The organism is Actinoplanes couchii, from assembly GCF_016862075.1.
Classification (GTDB): Bacteria; Actinomycetota; Actinomycetes; order Mycobacteriales; family Micromonosporaceae; genus Actinoplanes; species Actinoplanes couchii.
The window spans coordinates 64264-87465 of record NZ_BOMG01000094.1; the positions used below are offsets into that span (position 1 = coordinate 64264).

At 69.7% G+C, this 23202-nt stretch carries 21 protein-coding genes; 14 read left to right on the forward strand and 7 right to left on the reverse strand.

From position 1 onward, the window contains the following. The first annotated feature begins 46 nt into the window (after positions 1-46). Positions 47-1552, forward strand: coding sequence for a non-reducing end alpha-L-arabinofuranosidase family hydrolase (locus Aco03nite_RS37225; RefSeq protein WP_203804795.1), 1506 nt, complete (start codon positions 47-49; stop codon positions 1550-1552). Positions 1553-1586: 34 nt separating this feature from the next. Here the strand turns inward: Aco03nite_RS37225 and Aco03nite_RS37230 are convergent, their stop codons facing one another. The 3 genes from Aco03nite_RS37230 to Aco03nite_RS37240 form a co-directional block, all read right to left on the reverse strand. Then, complete coding sequence (locus Aco03nite_RS37230) at positions 1587-2249, reverse strand: hypothetical protein (RefSeq protein WP_203804797.1); 663 nt, start codon at positions 2247-2249, stop codon at positions 1587-1589. Between the two features lie 193 nt (positions 2250-2442). Then, positions 2443-3279 (reverse strand): hypothetical protein, encoded by an 837-nt coding sequence (locus tag Aco03nite_RS37235; protein WP_203804799.1) that lies wholly within the window; start codon positions 3277-3279, stop codon positions 2443-2445. A 74-nt stretch (positions 3280-3353) separates the two neighbouring features. Beyond that, positions 3354-4898, reverse strand: coding sequence for a pectate lyase family protein (locus Aco03nite_RS37240; RefSeq protein WP_203804800.1), 1545 nt, complete (start codon positions 4896-4898; stop codon positions 3354-3356). A 190-nt stretch (positions 4899-5088) separates the two neighbouring features. Between Aco03nite_RS37240 and Aco03nite_RS37245 the strand changes: the two genes are divergently transcribed. From Aco03nite_RS37245 to pntB, 3 genes are all read left to right on the forward strand, one after another. Continuing rightward, a complete protein-coding gene (locus tag Aco03nite_RS37245) occupies positions 5089-5865 on the forward strand; it encodes a hypothetical protein (RefSeq protein ID WP_203804802.1) in 777 nt (258 codons plus the stop codon). Between the two features lie 113 nt (positions 5866-5978). Beyond that, on the forward strand, positions 5979-7598 hold the full coding sequence (locus tag Aco03nite_RS37250) for a Re/Si-specific NAD(P)(+) transhydrogenase subunit alpha (RefSeq protein ID WP_203804804.1): 1620 nt from the start codon (positions 5979-5981) through the stop codon (positions 7596-7598). 6 nt (positions 7599-7604) lie between these two features. Next, complete coding sequence (gene pntB / locus Aco03nite_RS37255) at positions 7605-9044, forward strand: Re/Si-specific NAD(P)(+) transhydrogenase subunit beta (protein ID WP_203804806.1); 1440 nt, start codon at positions 7605-7607, stop codon at positions 9042-9044. 69 nt (positions 9045-9113) lie between these two features. Here the strand turns inward: pntB and Aco03nite_RS37260 are convergent, their stop codons facing one another. Next, a complete protein-coding gene (locus tag Aco03nite_RS37260; protein WP_239145751.1) occupies positions 9114-9614 on the reverse strand; it encodes a CAP domain-containing protein in 501 nt (166 codons plus the stop codon). 317 nt (positions 9615-9931) lie between these two features. Here Aco03nite_RS37260 and Aco03nite_RS37265 point away from each other — a divergent pair, with 317 nt between their 5' ends. Further along, the gene (locus Aco03nite_RS37265; RefSeq protein WP_203804809.1) at positions 9932-10591 is read left to right on the forward strand and encodes a hypothetical protein; all 660 of its coding nucleotides are present in this window, start codon (positions 9932-9934) and stop codon (positions 10589-10591) included. A gap of 59 nt (positions 10592-10650) precedes the next feature. Here Aco03nite_RS37265 and Aco03nite_RS37270 read toward each other — a convergent pair whose 3' ends face one another. Beyond that, the gene (locus Aco03nite_RS37270; RefSeq protein ID WP_203804811.1) at positions 10651-11706 is read right to left on the reverse strand and encodes an iron-siderophore ABC transporter substrate-binding protein; all 1056 of its coding nucleotides are present in this window, start codon (positions 11704-11706) and stop codon (positions 10651-10653) included. A 75-nt stretch (positions 11707-11781) separates the two neighbouring features. Between Aco03nite_RS37270 and Aco03nite_RS37275 the strand changes: the two genes are divergently transcribed. The 3 genes from Aco03nite_RS37275 (at position 11782) to Aco03nite_RS37285 (ending at position 14665) form a co-directional block, all read left to right on the forward strand. Beyond that, on the forward strand, positions 11782-12789 hold the full coding sequence (locus tag Aco03nite_RS37275) for a FecCD family ABC transporter permease (RefSeq protein ID WP_203804813.1): 1008 nt from the start codon (positions 11782-11784) through the stop codon (positions 12787-12789). A 77-nt stretch (positions 12790-12866) separates the two neighbouring features. Then, complete coding sequence (locus Aco03nite_RS37280) at positions 12867-13838, forward strand: FecCD family ABC transporter permease (RefSeq protein WP_239145752.1); 972 nt, start codon at positions 12867-12869, stop codon at positions 13836-13838. Then, positions 13838-14665, forward strand: coding sequence for an ABC transporter ATP-binding protein (locus Aco03nite_RS37285; protein ID WP_203804818.1), 828 nt, complete (start codon positions 13838-13840; stop codon positions 14663-14665). Before Aco03nite_RS37280 ends, Aco03nite_RS37285 begins: the two co-directional genes overlap by 1 nt. Here Aco03nite_RS37285 and Aco03nite_RS37290 read toward each other — a convergent pair. After that, positions 14631-15134, reverse strand: a complete 504-nt coding sequence (locus Aco03nite_RS37290; protein ID WP_203804822.1) for a hypothetical protein — start codon at positions 15132-15134, stop codon at positions 14631-14633. The two genes, Aco03nite_RS37285 and Aco03nite_RS37290, sit on opposite strands and share 35 nt — an antisense overlap. A gap of 67 nt (positions 15135-15201) precedes the next feature. Between Aco03nite_RS37290 and Aco03nite_RS37295 the strand changes: the two genes are divergently transcribed. Further along, positions 15202-15636: a PRC-barrel domain-containing protein gene (locus tag Aco03nite_RS37295; protein WP_203804830.1), complete on the forward strand. Its 435-nt coding sequence runs from the start codon at positions 15202-15204 to the stop codon at positions 15634-15636. 320 nt (positions 15637-15956) lie between these two features. Here the strand turns inward: Aco03nite_RS37295 and Aco03nite_RS37300 are convergent, their stop codons facing one another. Next, positions 15957-16319 carry a putative quinol monooxygenase gene (locus Aco03nite_RS37300; RefSeq protein ID WP_239145753.1) on the reverse strand — a complete coding sequence of 121 codons (363 nt, stop codon included), beginning with the start codon at positions 16317-16319 and terminating at the stop codon, positions 15957-15959. A gap of 7 nt (positions 16320-16326) precedes the next feature. On the opposite strand from Aco03nite_RS37300, the gene Aco03nite_RS37305 reads away from it, so the two are divergent. From Aco03nite_RS37305 to Aco03nite_RS37325, 5 genes are all read left to right on the forward strand, one after another. Continuing rightward, on the forward strand, positions 16327-16656 hold the full coding sequence (locus tag Aco03nite_RS37305) for a helix-turn-helix domain-containing protein (protein WP_239145754.1): 330 nt from the start codon (positions 16327-16329) through the stop codon (positions 16654-16656). Between the two features lie 358 nt (positions 16657-17014). Further along, positions 17015-17995 carry a S1 family peptidase gene (locus tag Aco03nite_RS37310; protein ID WP_239145766.1) on the forward strand — a complete coding sequence of 327 codons (981 nt, stop codon included), beginning with the start codon at positions 17015-17017 and terminating at the stop codon, positions 17993-17995. Between the two features lie 54 nt (positions 17996-18049). After that, positions 18050-18298: an HIT family protein gene (locus Aco03nite_RS37315; protein WP_203804838.1), complete on the forward strand. Its 249-nt coding sequence runs from the start codon at positions 18050-18052 to the stop codon at positions 18296-18298. An 80-nt stretch (positions 18299-18378) separates the two neighbouring features. Beyond that, positions 18379-18597, forward strand: coding sequence for a hypothetical protein (locus Aco03nite_RS37320; RefSeq protein ID WP_203804841.1), 219 nt, complete (start codon positions 18379-18381; stop codon positions 18595-18597). Further along, a complete protein-coding gene (locus tag Aco03nite_RS37325) occupies positions 18594-23087 on the forward strand; it encodes a glycoside hydrolase family 2 TIM barrel-domain containing protein (RefSeq protein WP_203804845.1) in 4494 nt (1497 codons plus the stop codon). Before Aco03nite_RS37320 ends, Aco03nite_RS37325 begins: the two co-directional genes overlap by 4 nt. Positions 23088-23202 lie beyond the last annotated feature (115 nt).

Genomic DNA, 23202 nt, shown 5'->3' on the forward strand with positions numbered 1-23202 from the left:
CGCAGTTTCCTCCATCCCCAACCCCGTTCGGTGAGGAGCACACCGCATGACCACAGGCATCAACCCACCCGTACCGCCGCGTCGTGGCCGATGGCGCGCCGCCGTCGCCGCGGTGATTCTGCTGGCCGGCGGGGGAGTGGCGGCCGTTACCGCGTCCCCCGCGCAGGCGGCGACGATCGACACCAGCGCGTCGTACGTGCTGGTCAACCGCACCAGCGGCAAGGCCCTGGACGTCTACAACCTGTCCACGGCCGACGGGGCGCGGATCACCCAGTGGACCCGCAACGACCAGGCCCAGCAGCAGTGGCAGTTCGTCGACTCGGGCGGCGGGTTCTACCGGCTCAAGTCGCGGCACTCCGGCAAGGTCCTGGAGGTCTACAACTTCTCGACCGCCGATGGTGGCTCGATCGTCCAGTGGACCGACAACAACACCACCAACCAGCAGTTCAGCGTCCAGGACGTCGACGGCTACATCCAGCTGATCAACCGCAACAGCGGCAAGGCCGTCGAGGTGCAGGGCGCGTCCACCGCGGACAACGCCAACATCGTCCAGTACTCCGACTGGAACGGCGCCAACCAGCAGTGGCAGCTGGTCCGCGTCGGCGGAAGCGGCCCCACCACACCGCCGCCGTCCGGCTCGTGCACGCTGCCGTCGTCGTACCGCTGGTCGTCGACCGGTCAGCTGGCCACGCCCCGGTCCGGCTGGGTGTCGCTCAAGGACTTCACCGTCGCGCCGTACAACGGCAAGCAGTTGGTCTATGCCACCAACCACGGCGTCGGCGCCGGCAGCGACTGGGGTTCGATGAACTTCGGCCTGTTCACCAACTGGTCGGAGATGGCCTCGGCATCCCAGAACGCGATGTCCCAGCGAGCCGTGGCGCCGTCGCTGTTCTACTTCGCGCCGAAGAACATCTGGGTGCTGACCTACCAGTGGGGTGCGGCGCCGTTCATGTACCGCACGTCCAGCGACCCGACCAACCCGAACGGCTGGTCCGCGGCCCAACCACTGTTCACCGGGTCGATCACCGGGTCCGGCACCGGCCCGATCGACCAGACCGTCATCGGTGACGGCACGAACATGTACCTGTTCTTCGCCGGTGACAACGGCAAGATCTACCGCGCGTCGATGCCGATCGGGAACTTCCCCGGCAACTTCGGCTCCTCCTACACCACGATCATGAGCGACACCGCGGAGAACCTGTTCGAGGCGCCGCAGGTCTACAAGGTGCAGGGCCAGAACCAGTACCTGATGATCGTCGAGGCGCAGGGCTCCAACGGCCGCTTCTTCCGCTCGTTCACCGCCACCAGCCTGAACGGCTCGTGGACACCGAACGCGGCCACCCAGAGCAACCCGTTCGCCGGCAAGGCCAACAGCGGCGCCACCTGGACCAACGACATCAGCCACGGTGAGCTGCTGCGCACCAGCGCCGACCAGACGATGACCGTCGACCCGTGCAACCTGCAACTGCTCTACCAGGGCCGCGCGCCCGGCTCCGGCGGCGACTACGGCCAGTGGCCCTACCGCCCGGGCCTGCTGACCCAGCAGCGCTGACGGTGAAACCGGGCCGTGACTGTCACGGCCCGGTTCATCTTTCGGTACGCCGGAGCAGGACGACGCCGAACGCCGCGATCCAGCCCACCCACAGCAGCCATCCGGCCAGCCCGAGCAGGGCGAGCGGATTGGTGCCGTCCACCCCGTACGGGCTGGTCGTCGCGGTGACGAACAGCAGCGATCCGGCGGCGATCCCGGTGCGCGCGTGCCACCGCCCGATGACGCCGTTCCGGATGCCGGCCGCCGACAGCCCGAACAACGCCGTCGCCAGGAACACCTGGTTGAACCCGAACAGCGCGGTGTGCAGCGCCCACAGCCCACCGACCGAGCCCGGATCGTGCGCCGCCGCGGACATCACCGCCAGCCGGGTCGCCTCCACCGCGGTGAACACCACCGACTGCATCAGCACCCCACCGAGCCCGACCACCGCCCACGGATCCAGCCGCCCCCGCGCGTCCCGGCCGAGCACCAGGCACACCCCGACGGCGAAGACCGTGGCCAGCAGCCAGGCAGCCGGCAACAGCGCCGACGCCAGCCGCAGGGTTCCGCCCCCGGAGGCGTAGACGGCGGTGATCTCCGCGACCGACACCGCCTCGGACGGGGTGGGGAACCCGGCCACGGTGAGCAGCAGATTGGCCACGATCAGAACGGCGACGAACCCGAGGCCCGCGACCCCGGCGACACGCGAGAAAGCCATGACCGTCGATTGTGCCGGAGACCAGGACCCTTCGCCGGTACGCCACCGGAGCACTTCGCCGCACTACCACTCCCGTGGCCACCCCGCGAGGCAGGCGGCCCGCCCGGACCGCCCGGCGACCGCCGGGCGGATGCGTCCGTCACCGGAGCCGGAGCCGGAGCCGGAGCCAGGGCCGGCCCCGAAGCCGGGCCGGTCACCCGGACTGGGTCCGCACCACCCGGTTCTCGTCGTCCAGCCAGGCGTGGACCACGCCGTCGAGCAGCCGGGGCTGGTAGTCACCGCGGACGAACCGGAGCCGGTTGCGCCCGATGCCGTCCGCCTCCAGCTCGGCGACGGTCCGCCCCACCGCGGTCCGGGCCAGCGTGCCCGCCGACCGCCGAACCCGACGGCGCTGCAGAGCGAGATGACGAACGCCGAGGTCACCGATCCGCCCCGGATCCCGCTGATGCGTCTCGGTGAGCCAGCCACACCGCCACAGCCCGTGGTCGGTGCCCCAGAAGTCGACGCTTCCCGCAGCATGCTCGGTGACCGCCGGGTAGGGGTTGACGTCGCTGCCGCCGCGGGCGGCATCGCGCCCGTCGCAGAACACGCAGGTCTCGTCGGCGTGATGCATCAGCCCCGGATCGTCGGTGAGGCCGAGATGGTTGACCCGGGTCCGAACCCATTTCGCCGAGTCGACACTGCGCTGAGCCTCGTCCCGCGATTCGTACAGCCGGGGTGTCCGGCCGTCGTCCCGGGGTTGACCCATGGCGGCGTGGACAGCCGGGCTGTGCACCGGCTTGAGCCGATGGTTCACGAAGAAGTCGGTGTTCATCACCAGCCGGATGAGGCCACGCCCGCCGGTCCCACGCCGCATGCCGACCACGAAGCGCTGCTGCCCACCGTCCCCCCAGCTGACCGGCAGCACCCAGACCTTCGCCCCGGGCACGAAGTGCCGAGTCCCCGGCCGTTTGACCCCGGTCTCCTGATGAGTGAACACATCCAGGCTGACGTTGGCGACGACACCCCACGTCAGCGGCTCATCCGTCATCCAGGAATTAGATCAGGGCCGGGAAAAGTGCCGGTGCGGCCGGAGGGCTGAACCCTCCGGCCGCACGATGGCTGTCAGCTGGCGTAGGTCTCGAACTCGGCCACCTTCGGCGTACCGGAGGAGCTGGTGATCTTGAAGGTGATCTTCGTGGTGGAGGTGGCGCTGAAGGTGATCACGCCGCCGCCGGTGCCGGACTTGAGGACGGCTCCGGTCGCGCCGTTCAGGACCTGGTAGGCGCCGATCGACGAGCCCGAGGCCTCGCGGATGTTGATTTTCGAGACCGTGGTGGCCGTGCCCCACTTGATGGAGATGTCGCCGGTGGCGCCGCTCGGGGACCAGAACGTGGTCAGGTTCCCGTCCCGGACGTCGCCGTAACTGGTGCCGGAGGCCTTGCTGGAACCGTCCGAACCCGCGCCGATGCTCAGGTTCACGCCGGTCGGGTTGCCGGTGGGCGAGGTGGACGGTGACGGCGACGGGGATGACGGGTTGGACGTGGTCGGCGACGGTGACGTGACACCGCACGAGCCGGTGGACACCTTCAGGCCGGTGTTCGCGCCAGCGGTCGAGGCGACCACCGACGGGACGCAGGACGCGGTGTCGGCGGTGAACGAGTAGGGGATGCTGACCGTGGTGTTCGAGGTGACGTTCGGGCCGGCCGGGTTGTTCTCCGAACCGGGTGACGACCAGGTCACGTTGTCGAAGATGTTCCCGGAGACCTGCCAGTACCCGGCCTGGTCGGTGTAGAAGGTGCCGAGCACGTCCTTCGAGTTCTGGAAGTAGTTGTTGTCCACCTTCGCCTTGGCTCCGGCCCGGGAGTTGATCCCCGACTCGACCAGCCCGACGTAGTGGTTGTTGTAGATGTGCGCGATCCCGCCGCGCAGCAACGGCGTACGCGAATCGATGTTGGAGTATTTGTTGTGGTGGAACGTGATGAACGAGTTGGCGGTGTCGGTCTCGCTGGAGCCGATCAGGCCACCACGTCCGGAGTTGCTGAGCGTGCTGTAGGACAGGGTGACGTACTTGACGTCGTCCTTGATGTCGAACAGCCCGTCGTAACCGGCCGACTCACCACCCGAGGCGGCGAGTGTCGTGTGGTCCACCCAGACGTTGCGGACCGTGCTCTCCATGCCGATCGCGTCGCCCCCGTTGGAGGTCGGCGACCCGGACTTCTTCACGTTCTTCACTGTCACGTTCTGGATGATGATGTTGCTGGAGTCCCGGATGTGGATGCCCAGCTGGTCGAAGGTGGCGCCGGCCCCGACCCCGATGATCGTGACGTTGCTGATCTCCTTCAGCTCGATCTTGTCGGCCGCGGTGTTGCAGCTGCTGCCGGAGACCTTCGTGGTGTTGCCGTGGTTGATCGTGCCCTCGACCTGGATGATGATCGGCGTCGAGCTGCTGGCCCGGGTGCACAGCGCGCTGTGGATCTGGGTGCCGGTGGTGGCCCGGACGGTGGCGCCGCCCGCGCCGCCGGTGGTGCCACCGTTCTGACTGGCGAACCCGTCGGCGACGGCGGCCGCGGCCTCGGCGCTCGGAGCGGGCGCCCCGAGAGCTATCGCGCCGGCCGCGCCGACGGTGCCGAGGAGGGCGGAGAGCCGTAGTGCGACTGTTGTTCTCATCGTTGCCTCACCTGTTCCCGCGCATGCGGATGCGCGTTCGGGGGATGGTCGGCGGTACGTGTGGGGATGACCGCCGTGGTGTGCACTAGATGCGGGAAAGCGCTTTCCTGCGGTGCAGGGTAGAGCGACTTCGATGCCTGTCGCAAGTACCGCCTAACATGCGACCTCACCGACACAGTGGAGGATCCCGGTGAAAAGGTTGCTCGCCGCTCTGACGATTGCGGCGCTGGGTGCGGCCGCCGGTGGCTGGCTGGGCTGGCGCGGCGCCGGTGACCTGCCCACCGACGCCGAGGCGCGGGCGCTGGTCGCGGCCGCGGTCCCGGACGAGTCGGCGGACTTCGTCGAGCGGTACGACGTGCTGTTCGGTCACCAGTGGGGCCCCGCGGGGACGGCGGTCGTCGGCAGCGAGGACTACCGGGCGGGATACGCCGTGGTGTCGGTGAACGTCCCGGCCGACGGCTACGACGCCCTGGTCGCGCGGGCCCGGCAGGGTTTCCTGGACCAGGGCTGGGAGATCGAGGACGAGGACGACGGCCTGTTCGACGCGATCCGGGACGATCTGACGGTCAGCGCCTACCCGGCCAACCGGTGCGGCCCGGAGAACACCGAGGAGTGCGGCTCCCAGGTGATGGACCGGGCCGGGGCGCTCGGCCTGCAGTTCGAGCGCACGCCCCCGTGGCCGGTGCTGCCGCTCACCGCCGTCGGCTGGCTCCTCGGGTTGATGGCCGGCCGCCTCCTCGCGGTACGGGCGAAACCTCAGGACAGTGCGCTGCTGTGGGCCGGTCTGGCCCTGCTGCTGCCGGCCACCGTGGTCGTGACGATCGGGCTGCTGGCCGGGCCGGGGGTGCCCTGGGATCCGTACATGTATCTGCTGTTCCGGCCCTTCGCCCTGCTCGGTGCGGCGTTCCTCGTTGCGGTGATCGCGCTCGCCGTGATGCGGCGGCCGGTGCCGGCGACCCATGATTGAGGGGCGCAAGACTCTGGCCTATGTACCTACTGGCGGGTAACAATCACTCGATGTCTTGAACCGGCGACGCGTGCCCGCCGTTCTCAAGGTCACCATCTACCGAGGAGTCGACGATGATCATCGGTGTACCGAGGGATCCGGACCCGGGCGAGCGCCGGGTGGCGGCCACGCCCACGACCGTCACACAGCTCGTCAAGCTGGGATATCAGGTAGTCGTCGAGCCCGGTGCGGGTGCCGCGGCCTCGTTCTCCGACGAGGCCTACGCGAACGCCGGCGCCACCGTCGGTGACCCCCTGGCCGCCGACATCGTATTCGTGATCAACCCACCACCGGTCGCACAGCGTGACAGACTCGCCAAGGGCACCACGCTCGTCGGCATGCTCGGCCCACGCCTGGATCCCGAGCTGGTCGAGGATTTATCGCGCCGCCCGATCACCGCTCTGTCGATGGACGCGGTGCCGCGGATCTCCCGGGCCCAGTCGCTCGACGTGCTCTCCTCGATGGCCAACATCGCCGGATACCGGGCCGTGATCGAGGCGGCCCACGCGTTCGGGCGGTTCTTCACCGGGCAGATCACCGCCGCGGGCAAGGTCCCGCCGGCCAAGGTGCTGGTCGCCGGGGCGGGCGTGGCCGGACTGGCCGCCATCGGCACGGCCGGGAGCCTGGGAGCGGTGGTCCGCGCCACCGACCCCCGCCCCGAGGTCGCCGACCAGGTCCGGTCGCTGGGCGGGGAGTACCTGTCGATCGCATCGGCCGACGTCGAGGTCTCGTCCACCGGCTACGCCAAGGAGATGTCGGAGGACTACAACGAACGAGCCGCCCGGCTGTACGCGGGACAGGCCACCGAGGTCGACATCATCATCACCACCGCGCTCATCCCGGGGAAGCCGGCCCCACGGCTGATCACCGCCGAGATGGTCGCCACCATGCGGCCGGGCAGCGTGATCGTCGACATGGCAGCCGCCAACGGGGGCAACGTCGAGGGCGCCGTGCCGGGCGAGGTCGTGGTGACCGCCGGCGGGGTGACGATCATCGGGTACACCGACATGGCCGGGCGTCTTCCGGCACAGGCGTCCCAGCTGTACGGCACCAACCTCGTGAACCTGATGAAGCTGATGACCCCGGCCAAGGACGGCCAGCTCGTCCTGGATTTCGAGGACGTGGTCCAGCGCGGGATCACGGTGGTGCGGGAGGGGGAGCTGACATGGCCCCCACCGCCGGTGGCGGTGTCCGCCGCGCCGTCCGCGCCCGCCGCGCCCGGTTCCGCGTCCGGCGTGCTCTCCGCGGCTGGCCCCGATCATCATGTCACGAAAAATGGAGAAAAATCGGGCAAGGGGAAGACGGCTGGGGCTGGGGCGGGTGTGAGGAACGGGAATGCGGCCGGGCGGCGCCGGATCACCCCGTTGACCGCCGTCGGTGCGGGAGCGGCCACCCTGTTCCTGCTCACCGCCTTCTCGCCGGCCGCGCTGCGCGGGCACCTCACCGTGTTCGCGCTGGCGATCGTCATCGGGTACTACGTGATCGGCAAGGTTCACCACGCTCTGCACACGCCACTGATGTCGGTCACCAACGCCATCAGCGGCATCATCGTGGTCGGCGCCGTGCTACAGCTCGGTGGCGAGCAGAACCTGATCACCGTGCTGTCCTGTGTCGCGATCCTGCTGGCCAGCATCAACGTCTTCGGTGGATTCGCGGTCACCCGCCGCATGCTCGCCATGTTCTCGAGGAGCTGACCGGACATGACCATCGGAACAGCGGCGCAGGCCGCGTACATCGTCGCCGCGCTGCTCTTCATCCTGGCTCTGGCGGGACTGTCCCGGCACGAGACGGCACGCTCCGGCAACACGTTCGGCATCGCGGGCATGGCCCTCGCCCTGCTCGCCACGGTCGGCCTGGCGATCGACGGCTCGATCAGCGGGATCAACCTGGCGCTGCTGCTGGCGGCGACCGTGGTGGGTGCGGCGATCGGGCTGCACCGGGCGGCGAAGGTCGAGATGACCGGCATGCCGGAGCTGATCGCGCTGCTGCACAGCTTCGTCGGACTGGCCGCGGTGCTGGTCGGCTGGAACGGGTACCTGCACGTCGAGGCGCACCCGGACGGCGGCGAGGCTCGTGACCTGCACTTCGAAGGCATGCTCGGCATCCACAGCGCCGAGGTGTTCATCGGGGTCTTCATCGGCGCGGTCACCTTCACCGGCTCGATCGTGGCGTACCTCAAGCTCTCCGCGAAGATCAAGTCGCGCCCGCTGACCCTGCCCGGCAAGAACCTGCTCAACGTCGGCGCGCTGGCCGCGTTCGTACTGCTGACCGTGGGTTTTGTGATGCGCCCCGAGCTGTGGATGCTGATCCTGGTCACCGCGATCGCCCTGGCCCTGGGCTGGCACCTGGTCGCCTCGATCGGCGGCGGTGACATGCCGGTGGTGGTGTCGATGCTGAACAGCTACTCCGGCTGGGCCGCCGCGGCCGCCGGGTTCCTGCTGGAGAACGACCTGCTCATCGTCACCGGCGCGCTGGTCGGATCGTCCGGCGCCTACCTGTCGTACATCATGTGCAAGGCGATGAACCGGTCCTTCCTGTCGGTGATCGCCGGCGGTTTCGGCATCGAGGCGGGACCGGCCGACGACCGGGAGTACGGCGAGCACCGGGAGATCGACGCCGAGGGGGTGGCGGAGCTGCTCGGTGACGCCGGCACGGTGATCATCACGCCGGGGTACGGGATGGCGGTGGCCCAGGCGCAGTACGGGGTCGCCGAACTGACCCGCACGCTGCGCGATCGTGGCGTGAACGTCCGGTTCGGCATCCACCCGGTCGCCGGCCGCCTCCCCGGTCACATGAACGTGCTGCTCGCCGAGGCCCGCGTCCCGTACGACGTGGTCCTGGAGATGGACGAGATCAACGACGACTTCGCCGGTACGTCGGTGGTGCTGGTGATCGGCGCCAACGACACCGTCAACCCGGCCGCCCTCGACGACCCGTCCAGCCCGATCGCGGGCATGCCGGTCCTGACGGTGTGGGAGGCCGACCACGTGATCGTCTTCAAGCGCTCGATGGCGTCCGGTTACGCCGGCGTACAGAATCCGCTGTTCTTCAAGGAGAACACCACGATGTTGTTCGGCGACGCCAAGGACCGCGTCGAGGACATCCTGCGCGCGGTCGCGGCCCTGCAACCCACCCGGTGACGCAGTGATGGCCCCAGCCGCAGGGGGATCGGCTGGGGCCATCACATTCCGGGGGGAAACTCAGAAACCTCAGAAACCGAAGTCCTGGGTGTAGTAGGGGGCGCCGCTGTCGGCGAAGACCACGCCCACGCCGACGCTCTTCGACGCGCAGTTCATGATGTTGGTGCGGTGACCCGGGCTGTTCATCCAGCCGTCGACCACGTCCGCGGCGGTGCGGTAACCCCAGGCGATGTTCTCCGCCGACGGCTGGGCGTAACCGGTGGCCTTGACCCGGGCGGCGAACTTCGACCCGCCACGACCGGTGTGCGAGAACGTCCCGGTCTGCGCCATGTACCCGCTGTGCTCGCGGGCAGCCTCGGTGAGCTGCGCGTTCGCCTTCAGGGGCGAGCAGCCGCCCTTGGCCCGCTCGTCGTTGATCAGGTCGTTGATCTCGTTCTGCAGCGCCTGCTCGGAAACCGAGGCGGTAGCCGTCGCAGCCTGCGCGGGAGAGCTCATCATCGTGGCGGCGCCGAGAGCGACGACCGGGGCGAGGAGGGCGGTCACGGCGAGGCGGCGAAGGAACTGGCGCAAGAAGTCATCCTCTGTTCGGTGTTCCCGCGGCGTTGCGGGCTCACCTTTGACTTCGGCGACGCCCGGGCCGACTGGATGGCAGATGCGGAGTGCCCCGGTCGCGAAACGGTTGCGAGCTCTCGGGGTGTACCGTGCCTCCGGCAGACATAGATAAACATTAAAGACAATTTGGAGTACGGGTGGGGGACGGCACCGGAAAAGCGGACCAGCGAGCCGAATCGTTGCGACGGATGTTTCCCCAGCGACCACCGGCCACTGCGCCGGCGCTTCCAAAGCCGGTGGAGCAGTCACCCCAGCGCCGGCGGAGGTGGCCGATCGTGACCGGAGTGGTCGCGCTGCTGGCCGTGGCCGGTGTGGCGGGAGCGTTCAGCCTGCGCAAGCCGGGGGAGGCGGGCGTACCACAGGTGCAGATCGGGCAGAGTTTCCCAGCGGTCCTGCCACCGTCGTTCGACGTGGTAGCCCCGGATCCGGCCCCGTCCGCCCCGCGGGAATCGAAGGCCCCGTCGCTCACCGCGCGGCCGACACAGAGCCGGGTCGCCTCGGAGCGCACCCCGCAGCGGTCGACGAAGACGGCCGCCCCGACGGCGACCGGCCGTGCGGACGGCCCGATCACCGCCTTCTCGGCCTGCTCCGACGGTAGGTCGGTGATCTTCGCGGCGACCTTCGCCGAGGGCTTCGAGTACCACCACGTCTTCATCGACGCGGACGGCGACGCCTCGACCGGCTACAAGATCGACGAGGTGACCGGCGGTTTCGGCGCCGACTACCTGCTGGAGAACGAGTACTTCTACAAGTCCACCGGCCGGGACTGGGCCTGGCGCGAGATGGACGGGGCGAGCCCGCTGCAGTCCAGCTCGGGCGGCACCTACCGGTGGAAGCTCCGGGCCGACTACGCCGGTGTCCGCGCCGTCTTCAACGGCTCCGACGGCGCCGACACCGAGATCTTCTCCGCGACGACGCCGGTCGCCACCTGCTGATCCCGGTCCCGGCGCGGTGAGTTCCGGATCGAGGGGAACTCACCGCGCGCGGGCGTGGCTCAGGAGGCGGACGGCGCCGGGTTCGTGACCCGGACCACCGGAGTGGCGGGGTCGCCGTCGGCGGCGGCGGCCAGCTGGGGCACCAGGTTGTCGATCAGGTAGGGCAGGCTCAGCGCGGAGATGAACGACGTCGCGCCGCTGAGCTCCTCACCGGTCTCCAGGAAGATGTCCCGGCCCTCGGTCTTGACCTTCAGTTTGGCGTACAGCGGGTCGGCCTGGATCTTGGTCTTCTCGGTGTCGTACTTGTCGACCAGCCAGACGATCGCGCCGACGTCGAGCAGGTCGGTGCGCTCCTTGCTGAGGCTGACCCCGAACTCCTTGCCGGTCAGCTCGTCCAGCCCCGGCGGCAGGCTGAACCCGAGATCGGTCAGCAGGCGGCCGCGCGGGTCCTGGCTGCCGTAGACGTAGTAGCCCTCGTACTGGGCGGCGACCACCGCGGTCTGCCCGGCGAACTGCGGGTTGGCGGCCTTGGCGGCCGCGACCTTGCCCTCGACGTCGGTGACGACCTTCTCGGCGGCGGCGGTCCGGCCGACCGCCTTGCCGACGGTCCGGATGTTGTCCTGCCAGCTGATGCCCCAGTCGATGCCGCCCTTGGGCTGCGCGATCGTCGGTGCGATCTTCGACAGGGTGTCGTAGTCGGCCTGGGTGATGCCGGAGTAGAGCCCGATGATCAGGTCGGGGCGCTGGGCGGCGATCTTCTCGAACTGGTAGCCGTCGGTGTTGGTGAGCACGACCGGCTTCTCCGCCGCGCCGAGTTCGTCCTGGGCCCAGGGCCAGATCGCGCCCGGGTACTCGCCGAACCACTCGGTGGTCGCGACCGGCACGATGCCCAGCGCGAGCAGCGAGTCCTGTTCGGTCAGCCCGGCCACCAGGATCCGCTTCGGCTCGGCCTTCACCTCGGTGGTGCCGTACTTGTGCTCGATGGACACCGGGAAGCTGTCGGTGGCGCCCCCGGTCGCGGCCGGAGCGGCCGTTTCCGCACTGCCGCCGCTGTTGCCGCAGGCTCCGATCAGGAGCACGGCCGCGGCCGCTGCTATCGCGCTGGTCAGGCGCATATCGTGATCCCCTCGTCGATATTGATCAAGCGAGATAGTAGGTTAGCCTCACCTTATCCGCTGTGAAGGGGTCTCATGAGTACGGAAACCGTGCGCCGGCAGAGGCTCAGTGCCCTCGGCGTCACCATCGCCGTGCTCCTGCTCGCTGTCACCCTCAGCCTCGCCGTCGGCAGCCGCACCGTGCCGCCGGCCGACGTGTGGCGGGTCCTCTGGTCCCCGGACGACACCGTCGCCACCGACATCGTTCTCGGGCTGCGCCTGCCCCGGACCCTGCTCGGCATCGAGGTCGGCGCCGCCCTCGGCCTGGCCGGCGCCCTGATGCAGGCCCTCACCCGCAACCCGCTGGCCGAACCGGGCCTGCTCGGCGTCAACCTCGGCGCCTCCACCGCGGTCGTCGTCGCCATCGGTTTCCTCGGCGTCTCCACCACCGGCGGTTACGTCTGGTTCGCCTTCGCCGGCGCCGCGGTCACCGCCGCCGCGGTGTTCGCCGTCGGTGGCTCCGGCCGCAACGCGACTCCGGAACGACAGGTCCTCGCCGGGGTGTCGCTGACCGCCGTGATGGGCGCCTTCGTCTGGGCGGTCCTGGTCACCCAGCCCGAGACGTTCGACAGGTACCGGTTCTGGGACGTCGGCTCGCTCGCCGACCGGGACTCCGGCACGGTCACTCAGATCACCCCGTTCCTGCTGGCCGGCGTGGTGCTCGCGCTGTCGCTGGGCCGCCGCCTCAACATGCTCGGGCTCGGCGACGAGGCGGCCGTCGCGCTCGGCGCCCACCCGGGCCGCACCCGGCTGCTCGGCATCGTCGCGATCACCCTGCTCTGCGGGGCCGCCACCGCCGCGGTCGGCCCGATCTGGTTCCTCGGACTGGCCGTTCCGTATGTCGCCCGCCTGCTCACCGGCCCCGACAACCGCTGGGTGCTGACGTATTCGCTGCTGGTCGGCCCGTCGGTGCTGCTGCTCGCCGACGTCGTCGGCCGGGTCGCCGTCGCCCCGTCGGAACTTCAGGTCGGCGTGGTCACCGCGTTCGCCGGAGCCCCGGTCTTCCTGATCCTGTGCCGCCGCCGACGGTTGGGGACGCTATGACAAGGGCGCGGACCACCACGAGGCTCGTAGTCCGCAAGGGGCCGATCGCGGTTCGGGTAGCCGTACGACCGCTGGCAGTGGGTTTGATCCTGATCCTGCTCGCGATGAGCGTCGGCATGGTCAACCTGGCCTCCGGCGACATCCCGCTGCCCTTCGCCGACGTGCTGCGCACCCTGATCGGGCAGGGCGACCCGGGCGCCGAGTTCATCGTGCTCGATCTGCGGCTGCCACGGGTCGCGGTCGGCCTGCTCGCCGGAGCGGCCCTCGGTGTCAGCGGCGCGGTCTTCCAGAGCCTGACCCGCAACCCGCTCGGCAGCCCCGACTTCGTCGGCCTGACCGTCGGCGCGGCCACCGGCGCCCTGCTCGCCATCCTGGTCTTCAACGCGAGCGGCCTGAGCGTGGCGGCCAGCGCCATCGTCGGCTGCATGATCACGTCGGTGCTGATCTACCTGCTCGCGTTCCGTGACGGGGTCCAGCCGTTCCGCCTGATCCTGATGGGCATCGGCGTGTCCGCGCTGCTCGAGGCGTTCAATTCGTTCCTGATCCTGCGGGCCCGCATCGAGGACGCCGTCGAGGCGCAGGTGTGGCAGATCGGCAGCGTCGGCGGCCGGGACCTGCTGCACGTCGCCATCGTCGGCGTACCGCTGCTGGTGGTGCTGCCGTTGATCCTGCGCCTGGGCCGCAGCCTGACCATGATGCGTCTCGGTGACGAGACCGCCGCGCTGCAGGGTGTGCCGGTCGAACGCGACCGGGCCCTGCTCGCCCTCGGCGCGGTGGTGCTGGCCGCCGCGTCGACGGCCGCCGCCGGCCCGGTCTCCTTCGTCGCGCTCGCCGCCCCGCACCTGGCCGCCCGGCTCAGCCGCGGCAGTGGCCCGGGGGTGCTGCCGGCCGCGGCGATGGGCGCGCTGCTGATGACCGGCAGCGACTGGGTGGCGCAGCGGATCCTGCCGGACCAGGACGTGCCGGTCGGGGTGGTGACGGCCGCCGTGGGTGGCGCCTATCTGACGTGGTTGCTGGTGGCCGAGTGGCGGCGGGGACGGAGAGGCTGATGGACGGGCGACTTCAAGGGCAGAGGCTGACGCTGGCGTACGAGGAACGCACGGTCGCGGCGGACCTCGACGTGACCATCGCCGACGGATCGTTCACGGTCATCGTCGGGCCCAACGCGTGCGGCAAGTCGACGCTGCTCAAAGCGCTCGCCCGGGTCCTCAGACCGGTGACCGGCACGGTGTTGCTGGACGGGGCCGGGATCACCACGTACCACTCGAAGGAAGTGGCCCGTCGCCTCGGCATGCTGCCACAGCAGCCGGTGGTGCCGAACAGCATCGTGGTGGAGGACCTGGTCGCCCGCGGCCGGTACGCCCACCAGCGGATGCTGCGCCAGTGGTCGGCCGCCGACGAGGAGGCCGTCACCGAGGCGATGAGACTGACCGAGGTCAGCGAGCTGGCCGACCGGTTCGCCGAGGAACTGTCCGGCGGTCAGCGGCAGCGGGTCTGGCTGGCCATGGTGCTCGCCCAGCAGACCGGCATCCTGCTGCTCGACGAGCCGACCACGTTCCTCGACCTGGCCCACCAGTTCGACGTCCTGGACATCTGCGCCGACCTGCACGACCAGGGCCGCACCATCGTCGCGGTGCTGCACGACCTCAACCACGCCTGCCGGTACGCCACCGACCTGATCGTGATGAAGGCCGGCGCCGTGGTCGCCCAGGGGCCGCCCGGCGACGTGATGACCCCGGCGCTGGTCGAGGACGTCTTCGGGGTGCCCTGCCGGGTCATCCCCGACCCGGAGACCGGCACCCCGATGATCGTGCCCGGCGACCGGGCCCGCCGTCGTGGGCTCAGTTCTCCACTATCGGGGTCGGCGTCAGCGTGACCCGTTTGCGGCCCGCGCCGTCCCGGTCGATGTTGTAGTCCAGGGCGCCGTCCACGCCCCACGCGCCCCGGTCCAGCGAGCGGTGGTAGGCCGCCGGGCACATGAACAGCCCGCTCTCGGCCAGATTGACCCTCTCGGCCAGATCACAGGATCCCTCGGTCACCGGCACGTTCATCGCCAGCAGGCGGTACGAGATCAGCAGCTCGTCGAACTTGCGGCGCCCGTCGGCCGCGCTGTCGCCGCCGTTCTCCCACGACACCTGGGCGTACGCGCCCCGCGTCGGCGAACCGTGGGTCAGGCACAACCGCACCCGCATGTCGGTGTTGTAGCCCGGGGTCTCGAACTCGATCGACTGATACTCGCTGCACGAGTTCACCGCCTGCGCCGGCGAACCCACCAGAATCGTCGCGGCGGTGGTCACTGCCACCACACCTGCCATCACCTTCACCACCCGATTGTCTGCTCTCACGTTGGTCCTCCGGGGCATATTCGCCGTCTTGGTGGGGTACGCCTTTCAGTAGGAGGAGGTGGCGAACATGTCAGAACCTGTCGGCACACTGACGCCGCTGAGTGACACCGGGCAGATCATCGCCGACCCGGCTCAGGACGTCCGGGGGCGGTCCGTCGTCGACAGCGAGGGGGAGAAGATCGGCACGGTCGCGGACCTGCTGATCGACACCGGCGACAATCACGCGCGGTTCCTTCGTGTCGAGCACGGCGGTGTCCTGGGCTTCGGGGCGACCTCGTCGTTCGTCCCGGTCGAGGCGATCCGGGAGATCACCGACGATCTGGTGCGGGTCGGGACGTCCAAGGAACACATCGCGGGCGGCCCGCGATACGACCCGGAGTTCGCGGACCAGCGGGCGTACTACGAGGACGTGTACGGGCACTACCAGGGCATCCCGGGAGCCGCTCCCGGCGGTTACCTGCGGGCGTTCCCGCCCAACCAGGGATTCCCGCCGCTGCGGTGATCAAGTGTTCCTCCGGATCCCGGGGCCGTTGTGACGGCCCCGGGATCTCGCCGTCAGTGCCGATGTCCGCGTCGGAGATACCGGTGGCTCTCCACGAGCGCCAGAACCAAGGCCACCAGGATCCCGATCCCACTGATCGTCCAGATCGTGATATCCATACCCCTGGGATACCCCCTCCCACCAGCCGTAACCGCCCGTCCTGGCCCTCCACCGCCGGCACTCGCGCCCGCCACGACGATCCGGTCCGGGCCGAGGTTTTCGGCGACCCACCGCAGGCCCCGGTGGCAGGGTTGCGAGCAGGTCGCGCAGTTCGGGGTCCATCAGAACGCCGCCTTTCCGCCCACCGGGACCTCGTCGGTGTAGGTGGACTCGCCGGACGGCAGCGGCTGGATCGCGGCCACCAGGGCCTGCGCCGGCCCGGAGGCGAAGAACTCGCGGTGCGCCCGCTCGCTGGTCCAGCCCTCGGTCACGTGCACGACGTCCGGGCCGGCGGCCGGGCGGCCCACCAGGAAGACGACGCAGTCGGGGTGCGGCAGGGACGGGGCGGTCAGCAGCAGCTCGATCAGCTCGCCGCCATCGAGGACGTGCTGATCTCCAAGGTCACCGACTCGGCCCCGGAAGGGCCCGCGCTGGGTGTCGGCCTGCTGCTGCGCCCGGAACTCGTCGCGGAGCTGCTGTCGCAAGCGGGCGGTGGCGGTCCAGTGGATCCGGGAGCACTACCGCCGGGCGTTCCGGGTCGAGGAGCTGGCGTCGCTGGCCGGGATGAGCGAGTCGGCGTTCTACCGTAACTTCCAGGCGGTGACGGCGATGAGCCCGATCCGCTTCCAGAAACAGATCCGGCTCCAGCAGGCCCGGCTGCTGCTCGCTGCCGGTCCTGGTGACGTGACCGGGGTGAGCCGCCACGTCGGTTACGAGAGCCCGTCCCGGTTCAGTCGCGAGTACCGCCGCCGGTTCGGTGTCCCGCCGAGCCACGACGCTGCCACGCCGGCCTCCCGCTCGTCCGTCCATCCCGGACGGTGAGTGTTTCACAGCCCCGGTTCCGTCGATTCGGTGGATCATTGTTGGTGCATTGTCAAATGTTGACCGTGCAGATTTTCCGGGATGTCACGGAGCGTATTTGAAGGCGTACCGAAAATAGGATCTCGAATGACGTTGCGGCATTCATCTCGCAGGGTGATTGCTCGACTCCTGAGGGTAGGTCGGCGCTTTGGGTGCGGTGGTGTGGGGCATCCGATGAACGAGCCGGTGATGTGAACCGTATTTCCCGGTGACATGCAACCCTCGACCGGCGGTGACACGTCTGGACAGGGAGGTGATGGGGAGACCAATGGAGACCAGGGTTGCTACCGTCGTTTACGCTCCACACCCGTTGAAGACGATGTGGAAGTTCCTCGCTTTACCGGCCGCGCTCGCTGTGGGAGTGCTCGCCGGTACACCCGCTCATGCGATCGCCAACGGGGATCTCGTGCCGGACGGGAAATACCCGTTCGCCGTGAAGATCACCGCGTTGGGGATTCCGACACCGGAGGGCGGTGAACGGGACAGTTCCTGTTCCGGCGGGCTGATCTCGCCGCGCTGGGTGCTGACCGCGGCGCACTGTTTCCGGGACGTCGACGGAAATCGGGTGTCGCGGACCGTCGCCGAGACCACGACCGCCACCGTCGGGCGTGCCGATCTGACCGGCGAGGACGGGATCGTCGCCGATGTCGTGCAGGTCAAACAGCACGGAAAAGTCGATGTGGCGCTGGTGAAACTGGACCGGCCGATCACCGGGATCACCCCGTTGAAGATCAGCCGGGAGAAACCGTCTGAGGGCGAGAAGGCCCGGCTGGTCGGCTATGGGTTCATCAGGGCGAACGCCACCGAGACCCCGAACCGGGCACGCACCGGCCGGTTCCAGGTCGACACCGTCTCGACGACCGAGATGGGCATCTCCGGGATCGCGCCGAAGAGGAACACCAGCCCGTGCGAGCGGGATTCCGGCGGCAACTACTTCACCGAGGCCGGCGACGGCACGGTGACCGTGATCGGTGTCGTCAGCCGGGGCCCGGACTGCCCGCACACCGGCCCGGACACCGCCACCCGCGTCGACGCGATCGCGAGCTGGATCCAGTCGGTGATCAAGAACGACAAGCTGCCGTCCCCCTCGCCGTCCGTGACGAAGACGACCCCGCCCACGGAGACCGCGTCCGGCCCCGGCCCCGGCGCCGGCCCGCAGGCGGATCCGGTCGCGTCGTACTCGCCGGTCCTGCTGGCCGCCATCCCGGCCGCCGCCGTCGGTTTTGTGGCCCTGCTGCTGGCCGGCGCCCGCAAGAACCGCCGCCGCTCCGGCCACCGAGTCCAGCGCCGCCGCCGATGACCGGCCACGGCCGACGAGGTCGCCGATGAGCGGCCACGGCCGGCGGGGTCGCCGATGACCGGGGCGTGCCTGATCTGCGCGAAGCACCGGGGCCGGGGCCCGCTGGCCGGTGGCATCAGGGTGTGGGAGGACGAGCACTGCCTGGTCTTCCACCGGCCACCCGACGCCACCGGCAACGTGGTGCCGGGCTATCTGTTCGTGGAGAGCCGCCGGCACGTGCCGTACCTCGCCCGCCGCCGTCACGTGACGGGTCGGCGGACGGGTGGTATCGACCTGGTTCCATGTCGCGTAACTCTGTTGTAACGTCGCTAGCGCTCGAACATGTTCGCTTTTGGTGGTACGTGTTCTGCGTTCGATCGCCGTGCCCTCAGAGCGGAGCCCTCGTGTTCGCACGTGTCGCCGAAGTACCGACAGCGGATCGGGCCGTCGGCTCGTCCGCCACCATCGACGTCACGGCGGTCCGGACCGCCTGGTCCGGCACCACGAGCTCGCCGGACCAGGCGCCGACCGGGGGCGGGGTGCCGGTCGCCGCCGATGCGAGCCCGGTGATCATGATGGGTTCCGAGGGCACGATCGAGGCCTACGCGAAGGCGGTCCGATGACGAAACGTCGGTTGTTCACCACGTTCCTCCTGGTCGCCGGGCTGTTGGCGGTCCCGGCGACGGCCGCGCAGGCGGTGGACGACGTCTACCGGTACCTCGAGGACCCGCAGATGACGGGGGAGGGCCAGGTCACCCCGCACACCGACCTGCGCCCGTACGGCGACGTCACCACCGCCGTCAAGGACATCACCGACCACTCGGCGAAGTCCCCCTACGTCGCGAGCCTCAACGGCGGCTGGCGGATGAAACTCTTCGACCGGCCGGAGGACGTCCCCGCCGGTTTCGAGGCCACCGGCTACGACACGTCGAAGTGGCCGCAGGTGAAGGTTCCGCACACCTGGCAGTCGGACTTCATCGACCACCCGATGTTCCGCAACATCCCGGAGGAGATCTGGCCGGACACCCCGCCGTCGGTGCCGAAGGACGTCAACCCGACCGGTGCCTACGTGCGCTCGTTCGACGTCCCGAAAACCTGGGACGGCGGCCGCACGGTGCTCCGTTTCGAGGGTGTGACCAGCGGATACTTCGTCTGGGTCAACGGCACTTACGTCGGGTACGACCAGGGCGGCTACACCCCGGCCGAGTTCGACGTGACGGCGAAGCTGAAGCCGGGACGCAACACGATCGCCGTTCAGGTACACCGCTGGGGCGCCGGCTCCTACCTGGAGGACTTCGACCAGTGGCGGTACAGCGGCATCTTCCGCGACGTGTGGATGTACCGCACCGAACGGGTCTACCTGCACGACGCGTACCTGACCACCGACCTGGACGCCAGCTACCGGGACGCGACCCTGACCGCCCGGGTCGACGTCGGCGGCGCGCCGGACGGCTACACGGTCCGGGGCACGCTGCGTGACGCCAAGGGCGCAACGGTCACCACGGTCAGTCAACCGGCGACCGGCCGGGTGACGCTGCAGACCCCGGTGACGAACCCGGCGAAGTGGACGGCCGACGACCCGAACCTCTACAGCCTCGCCCTGGAACTGATCGCCCCCGACGGGCACACCGCCCACGTCACCGCACAGCCGGTCGGCTTCCGCGAGATCGAGATCCGCGACAAGCAGCTGCTGGTCAACGGGGAACGGATCCTGATCAAGGGGGTGAACCGGGCCGAGACCGACCCGGACACCGGCCGGCACGTCACCCGCGAAGCACAGCAAAAAGACGTGTTCCTGATGAAGAAACTGCACGTCAACGCGGTACGCACCAGTCACTACCCGTCCGACCCGTACTTCTACGATCTCGCGAACAAGCACGGCCTGTGGGTGGACGACGAGGTCGACATCGAGACCCACTCGCGGGAGGACTGCCCGAGCGTCTGCCTGGCGTCCAAGCCGGAGTGGCAGGCCGCGTTCGCTGATCGTTTCCGGGCGATGGTCGCCCGGGACAAGAACCACCCGAGCATCTTCCTGTGGGACACCGGCAACGAGGCGGGTCTCGGCGACGCCCACTACGCGATGGCCGAGTGGGCACGCGCCAACGATCCGACCCGGCCGCTGTACCACCAGTCCAACTGGCCGAACGGGGACGCGCCGTTCGCCGACGTGGCCGGCCCGCGTTATCCCACCCCGGCGGCGCTGGAGAACCAGGCGGCCACCAGCCCCAAGCCGATCATCATGGGCGAGTACGCGCACGCCATGGGCAACGGCATGGGCAACTTCGACGAGTTCTGGGCGATCGCCCGCCGGCAGCCGTCGATGCAGGGCGGTTTCGTCTGGGACTGGGCCGAACAGGACCTGCGCCAGCCGCTGATCGTCACCCCGGACACCTCCGGCAACCGGATCCAGGCGTTCCTGGTCGGCAAACCGTCAGCAGTCGACGGCCACCGCGGCAAGGCGGCCGGCCTGTCCAGCCTCGACGACTTCGTGAACGTGTACCGCGACAAACGCCTCGACCTGACCGAGGCGGTCACCGTGGACGCGTGGGTGAAACCCGGCCAGTGGGCGGGCAGCCTGCCGATCGTCACCAAGGGCCAGGCCTACGCGCTGCAGATGCGGGACCAGAACACCCTGGAGTTCCGGGTGAACGCCGGTGGTGGCGCGGCGACGGCCGCCGCCCCGGTGCCGGACGGCTTCTACGGCCAGTGGCACCGGGTGACCGGCACCTACGACGGCGCGACGATCCGGCTCCATGTCGACGGCGTCCAGGTGGCGGCGACGGCCCGCACCGGGGCGATCGATCCCGGACTCTACGAGGTCAACATCGGCCGCAACGCCGAGACCCAGCAGGACGACCTGAAGGTACGCACCGGGCGCGCGCTCGTGGACGACGTGCGGATCTACGGCCGGGCGCTGACCGTCGCACAGCTCGCTGCCGACCCGTACCGGCAAGCGGTCCTCGCCCTTGACCTTGACCGTTTCGACAGGCGCGGCGACTTCCTCAGCCTCGGCCTGAGCCTGTCCGGCACCGACGGCATGGTCAGCTCCGACCGGGTGCTGCAGCCGGAGACCGAGGAGGTGGCCTGGGCACACTCACCGATCCGGTTCACCGCCGTCGATGCCGCCAGCGGCAGGGTCAAGGTCACCAACGAGCAGACCGCGGGCACCCTGCGCCTGCGGCTGGAATGGTCGCTGACCGAGATCGATCGCAAACTGCGCGGCGGCACGAAGAGCCTGACCCTGGCACCGGGCCAGACCTTCGACCTGGACCTGGGCGCCGCGCAGGCCAACCCGGAAGACCGGGAGCGCTGGCTGAACCTGGCGGTGACCACCACCGAGGACCTGCCGTGGGCGAAACGCGGCTGGGTCTTCGCGAGACAGCAGTTCGCGGCGGGTGGCCGGGTGGTACCGGGCATCCTGCCGGCCCCGGCCGGCGGCAAGACCCCGGAGATCAAAAAAGACGGGGACACGATCACGGTACGTGGGGACGGCTGGCGTTACCGGTTCGCCGGCGGCTCGCTCACCTCACTCGCGGCCGACGGCCGGGAACTGCTGAAGGCCGGCCCGGAACTCGACGTCCACCGCCCGCCGACCAGCAACGAGACCTACGGCTGGGGCACCGCCGACCGCAACGTCTGGCACGAGGTCGGCCTGGACCGCCTGAAGACCACCGTCGAATCGGTCGCCGGCAGCACCGAGGACGGCCAGGCCGTCATCACGGTCCGTAGCACCGCGGCGGCCCCGGGACTGAACAGTCTGTTCGCGATCGGTCAGACGCTGCGCTACCGCATCGACGCCCGGGGCACCCTCACCCTGGACCACCAGGTCCGGCCGTCCGGCACCCGGGCCGGCGACCTGCCCTACCTGCCGCGGGTGGGCGTGTCGGTCCGGGTGCCGGACTCGCTCGACGAGTTCACCTGGTACGGCACCGGCCCGCACGAGACCTACAACGACAGGCGCAGCGGCTCGACCGTCGGTGTGTGGAGCAGCGACGCCGACGATCAGTACGTCGCCTACGCCCGCCCGCAGGCCAACGGCAACCACACCGGCACCCGCTGGGCCGCCCTCACCGACGGTGACCGCACCGGCCTGCTGGTGGGCGCCCCGACCGGCGCGTCCCTGGACGTGAGTATCAGCCGGCACGACGACCTGGACCGGGCCGAGTACGCCCACCAGCTGCCGTTCGCCCGCAACGACGGCTGGCTCACCCTGCACGCGGCCACCGGCGAGACCGGCATGGGGGAGACCCCGAACTCGGTCCTCGCCCCCTACCGGCTGTCACCGACCCGGACGTACGACTACTCCCTGGTCCTGCGCCCGCTGCCGAAGGGAAGACTGCCGGACGCGAAGACCGCCGCACCGTGCCCGCCCGACGTCACCCTGACCGCCACCGGCACGGTCCAGGTCACCGCCCGGTGCGCGGCCGGGCTCCGGGACGTCATGGCGACCCTGGCCGTGCCGGACGGCTGGCAGGTCAGCCCGGCCACCGTCGACCTGGGCACGGTGGCGGCGGGCAGCCCGGAGACGGCCGCGTTCACCGTCACCGCCCCGCCCGGCACCGACTGGGGAAAACACACCCTGACCGCGACGGTGTCGTCCACCACGCCGGCCGGATTCCGGTCCACCACCACGGCCACGACGGAGATCCGTACGCCGCTGCCGGAAGGATCTTTCTGGGTCAGCGACCTGCCGTTGCTGGAGACGCAGAACGGCTGGGGCCCGGTCGAACGCGACCGCAGCAACGCCGAGCAGCCCGCCGGTGACGGCCGCCCGCTCACCGTCGGCGGCGCCGTCTACGACAAGGGCCTCGGTGTGCACGCGGTCTCGTCGGTGGCCGTCGACCTGACCGGCCGCGGCTGCACCTCGTTCCGGGCCGACGTGGGGGTCGACGACGAGACCGGCTCGGCGGGTTCGGTCACGTTCGAGGTGTGGGTGGACGGCGTCCGGCGGATGTCGACCGGCCGTCTGACCGGCTCGTCGGACGCCCTGCCGATCAGTGCCGACGTCACGGGCGGTGACCGTCTGGAGTTGCGGGTGACCGACGCCGGGGACGGCAACGGCAACGACCACGGCGACTGGGCGGCCGCCCGCCTGCTCTGCACCACGCCCTGACCGGCTTTGTTTAGGCTGATCACGCCCCGGCACCCGCCGGGGCGTGATCGTTTGTTTAGCGACAACGGTCTCCGGGATACTTACCGGTCGGCGATGGGCGCCGGGGCGACGCGAG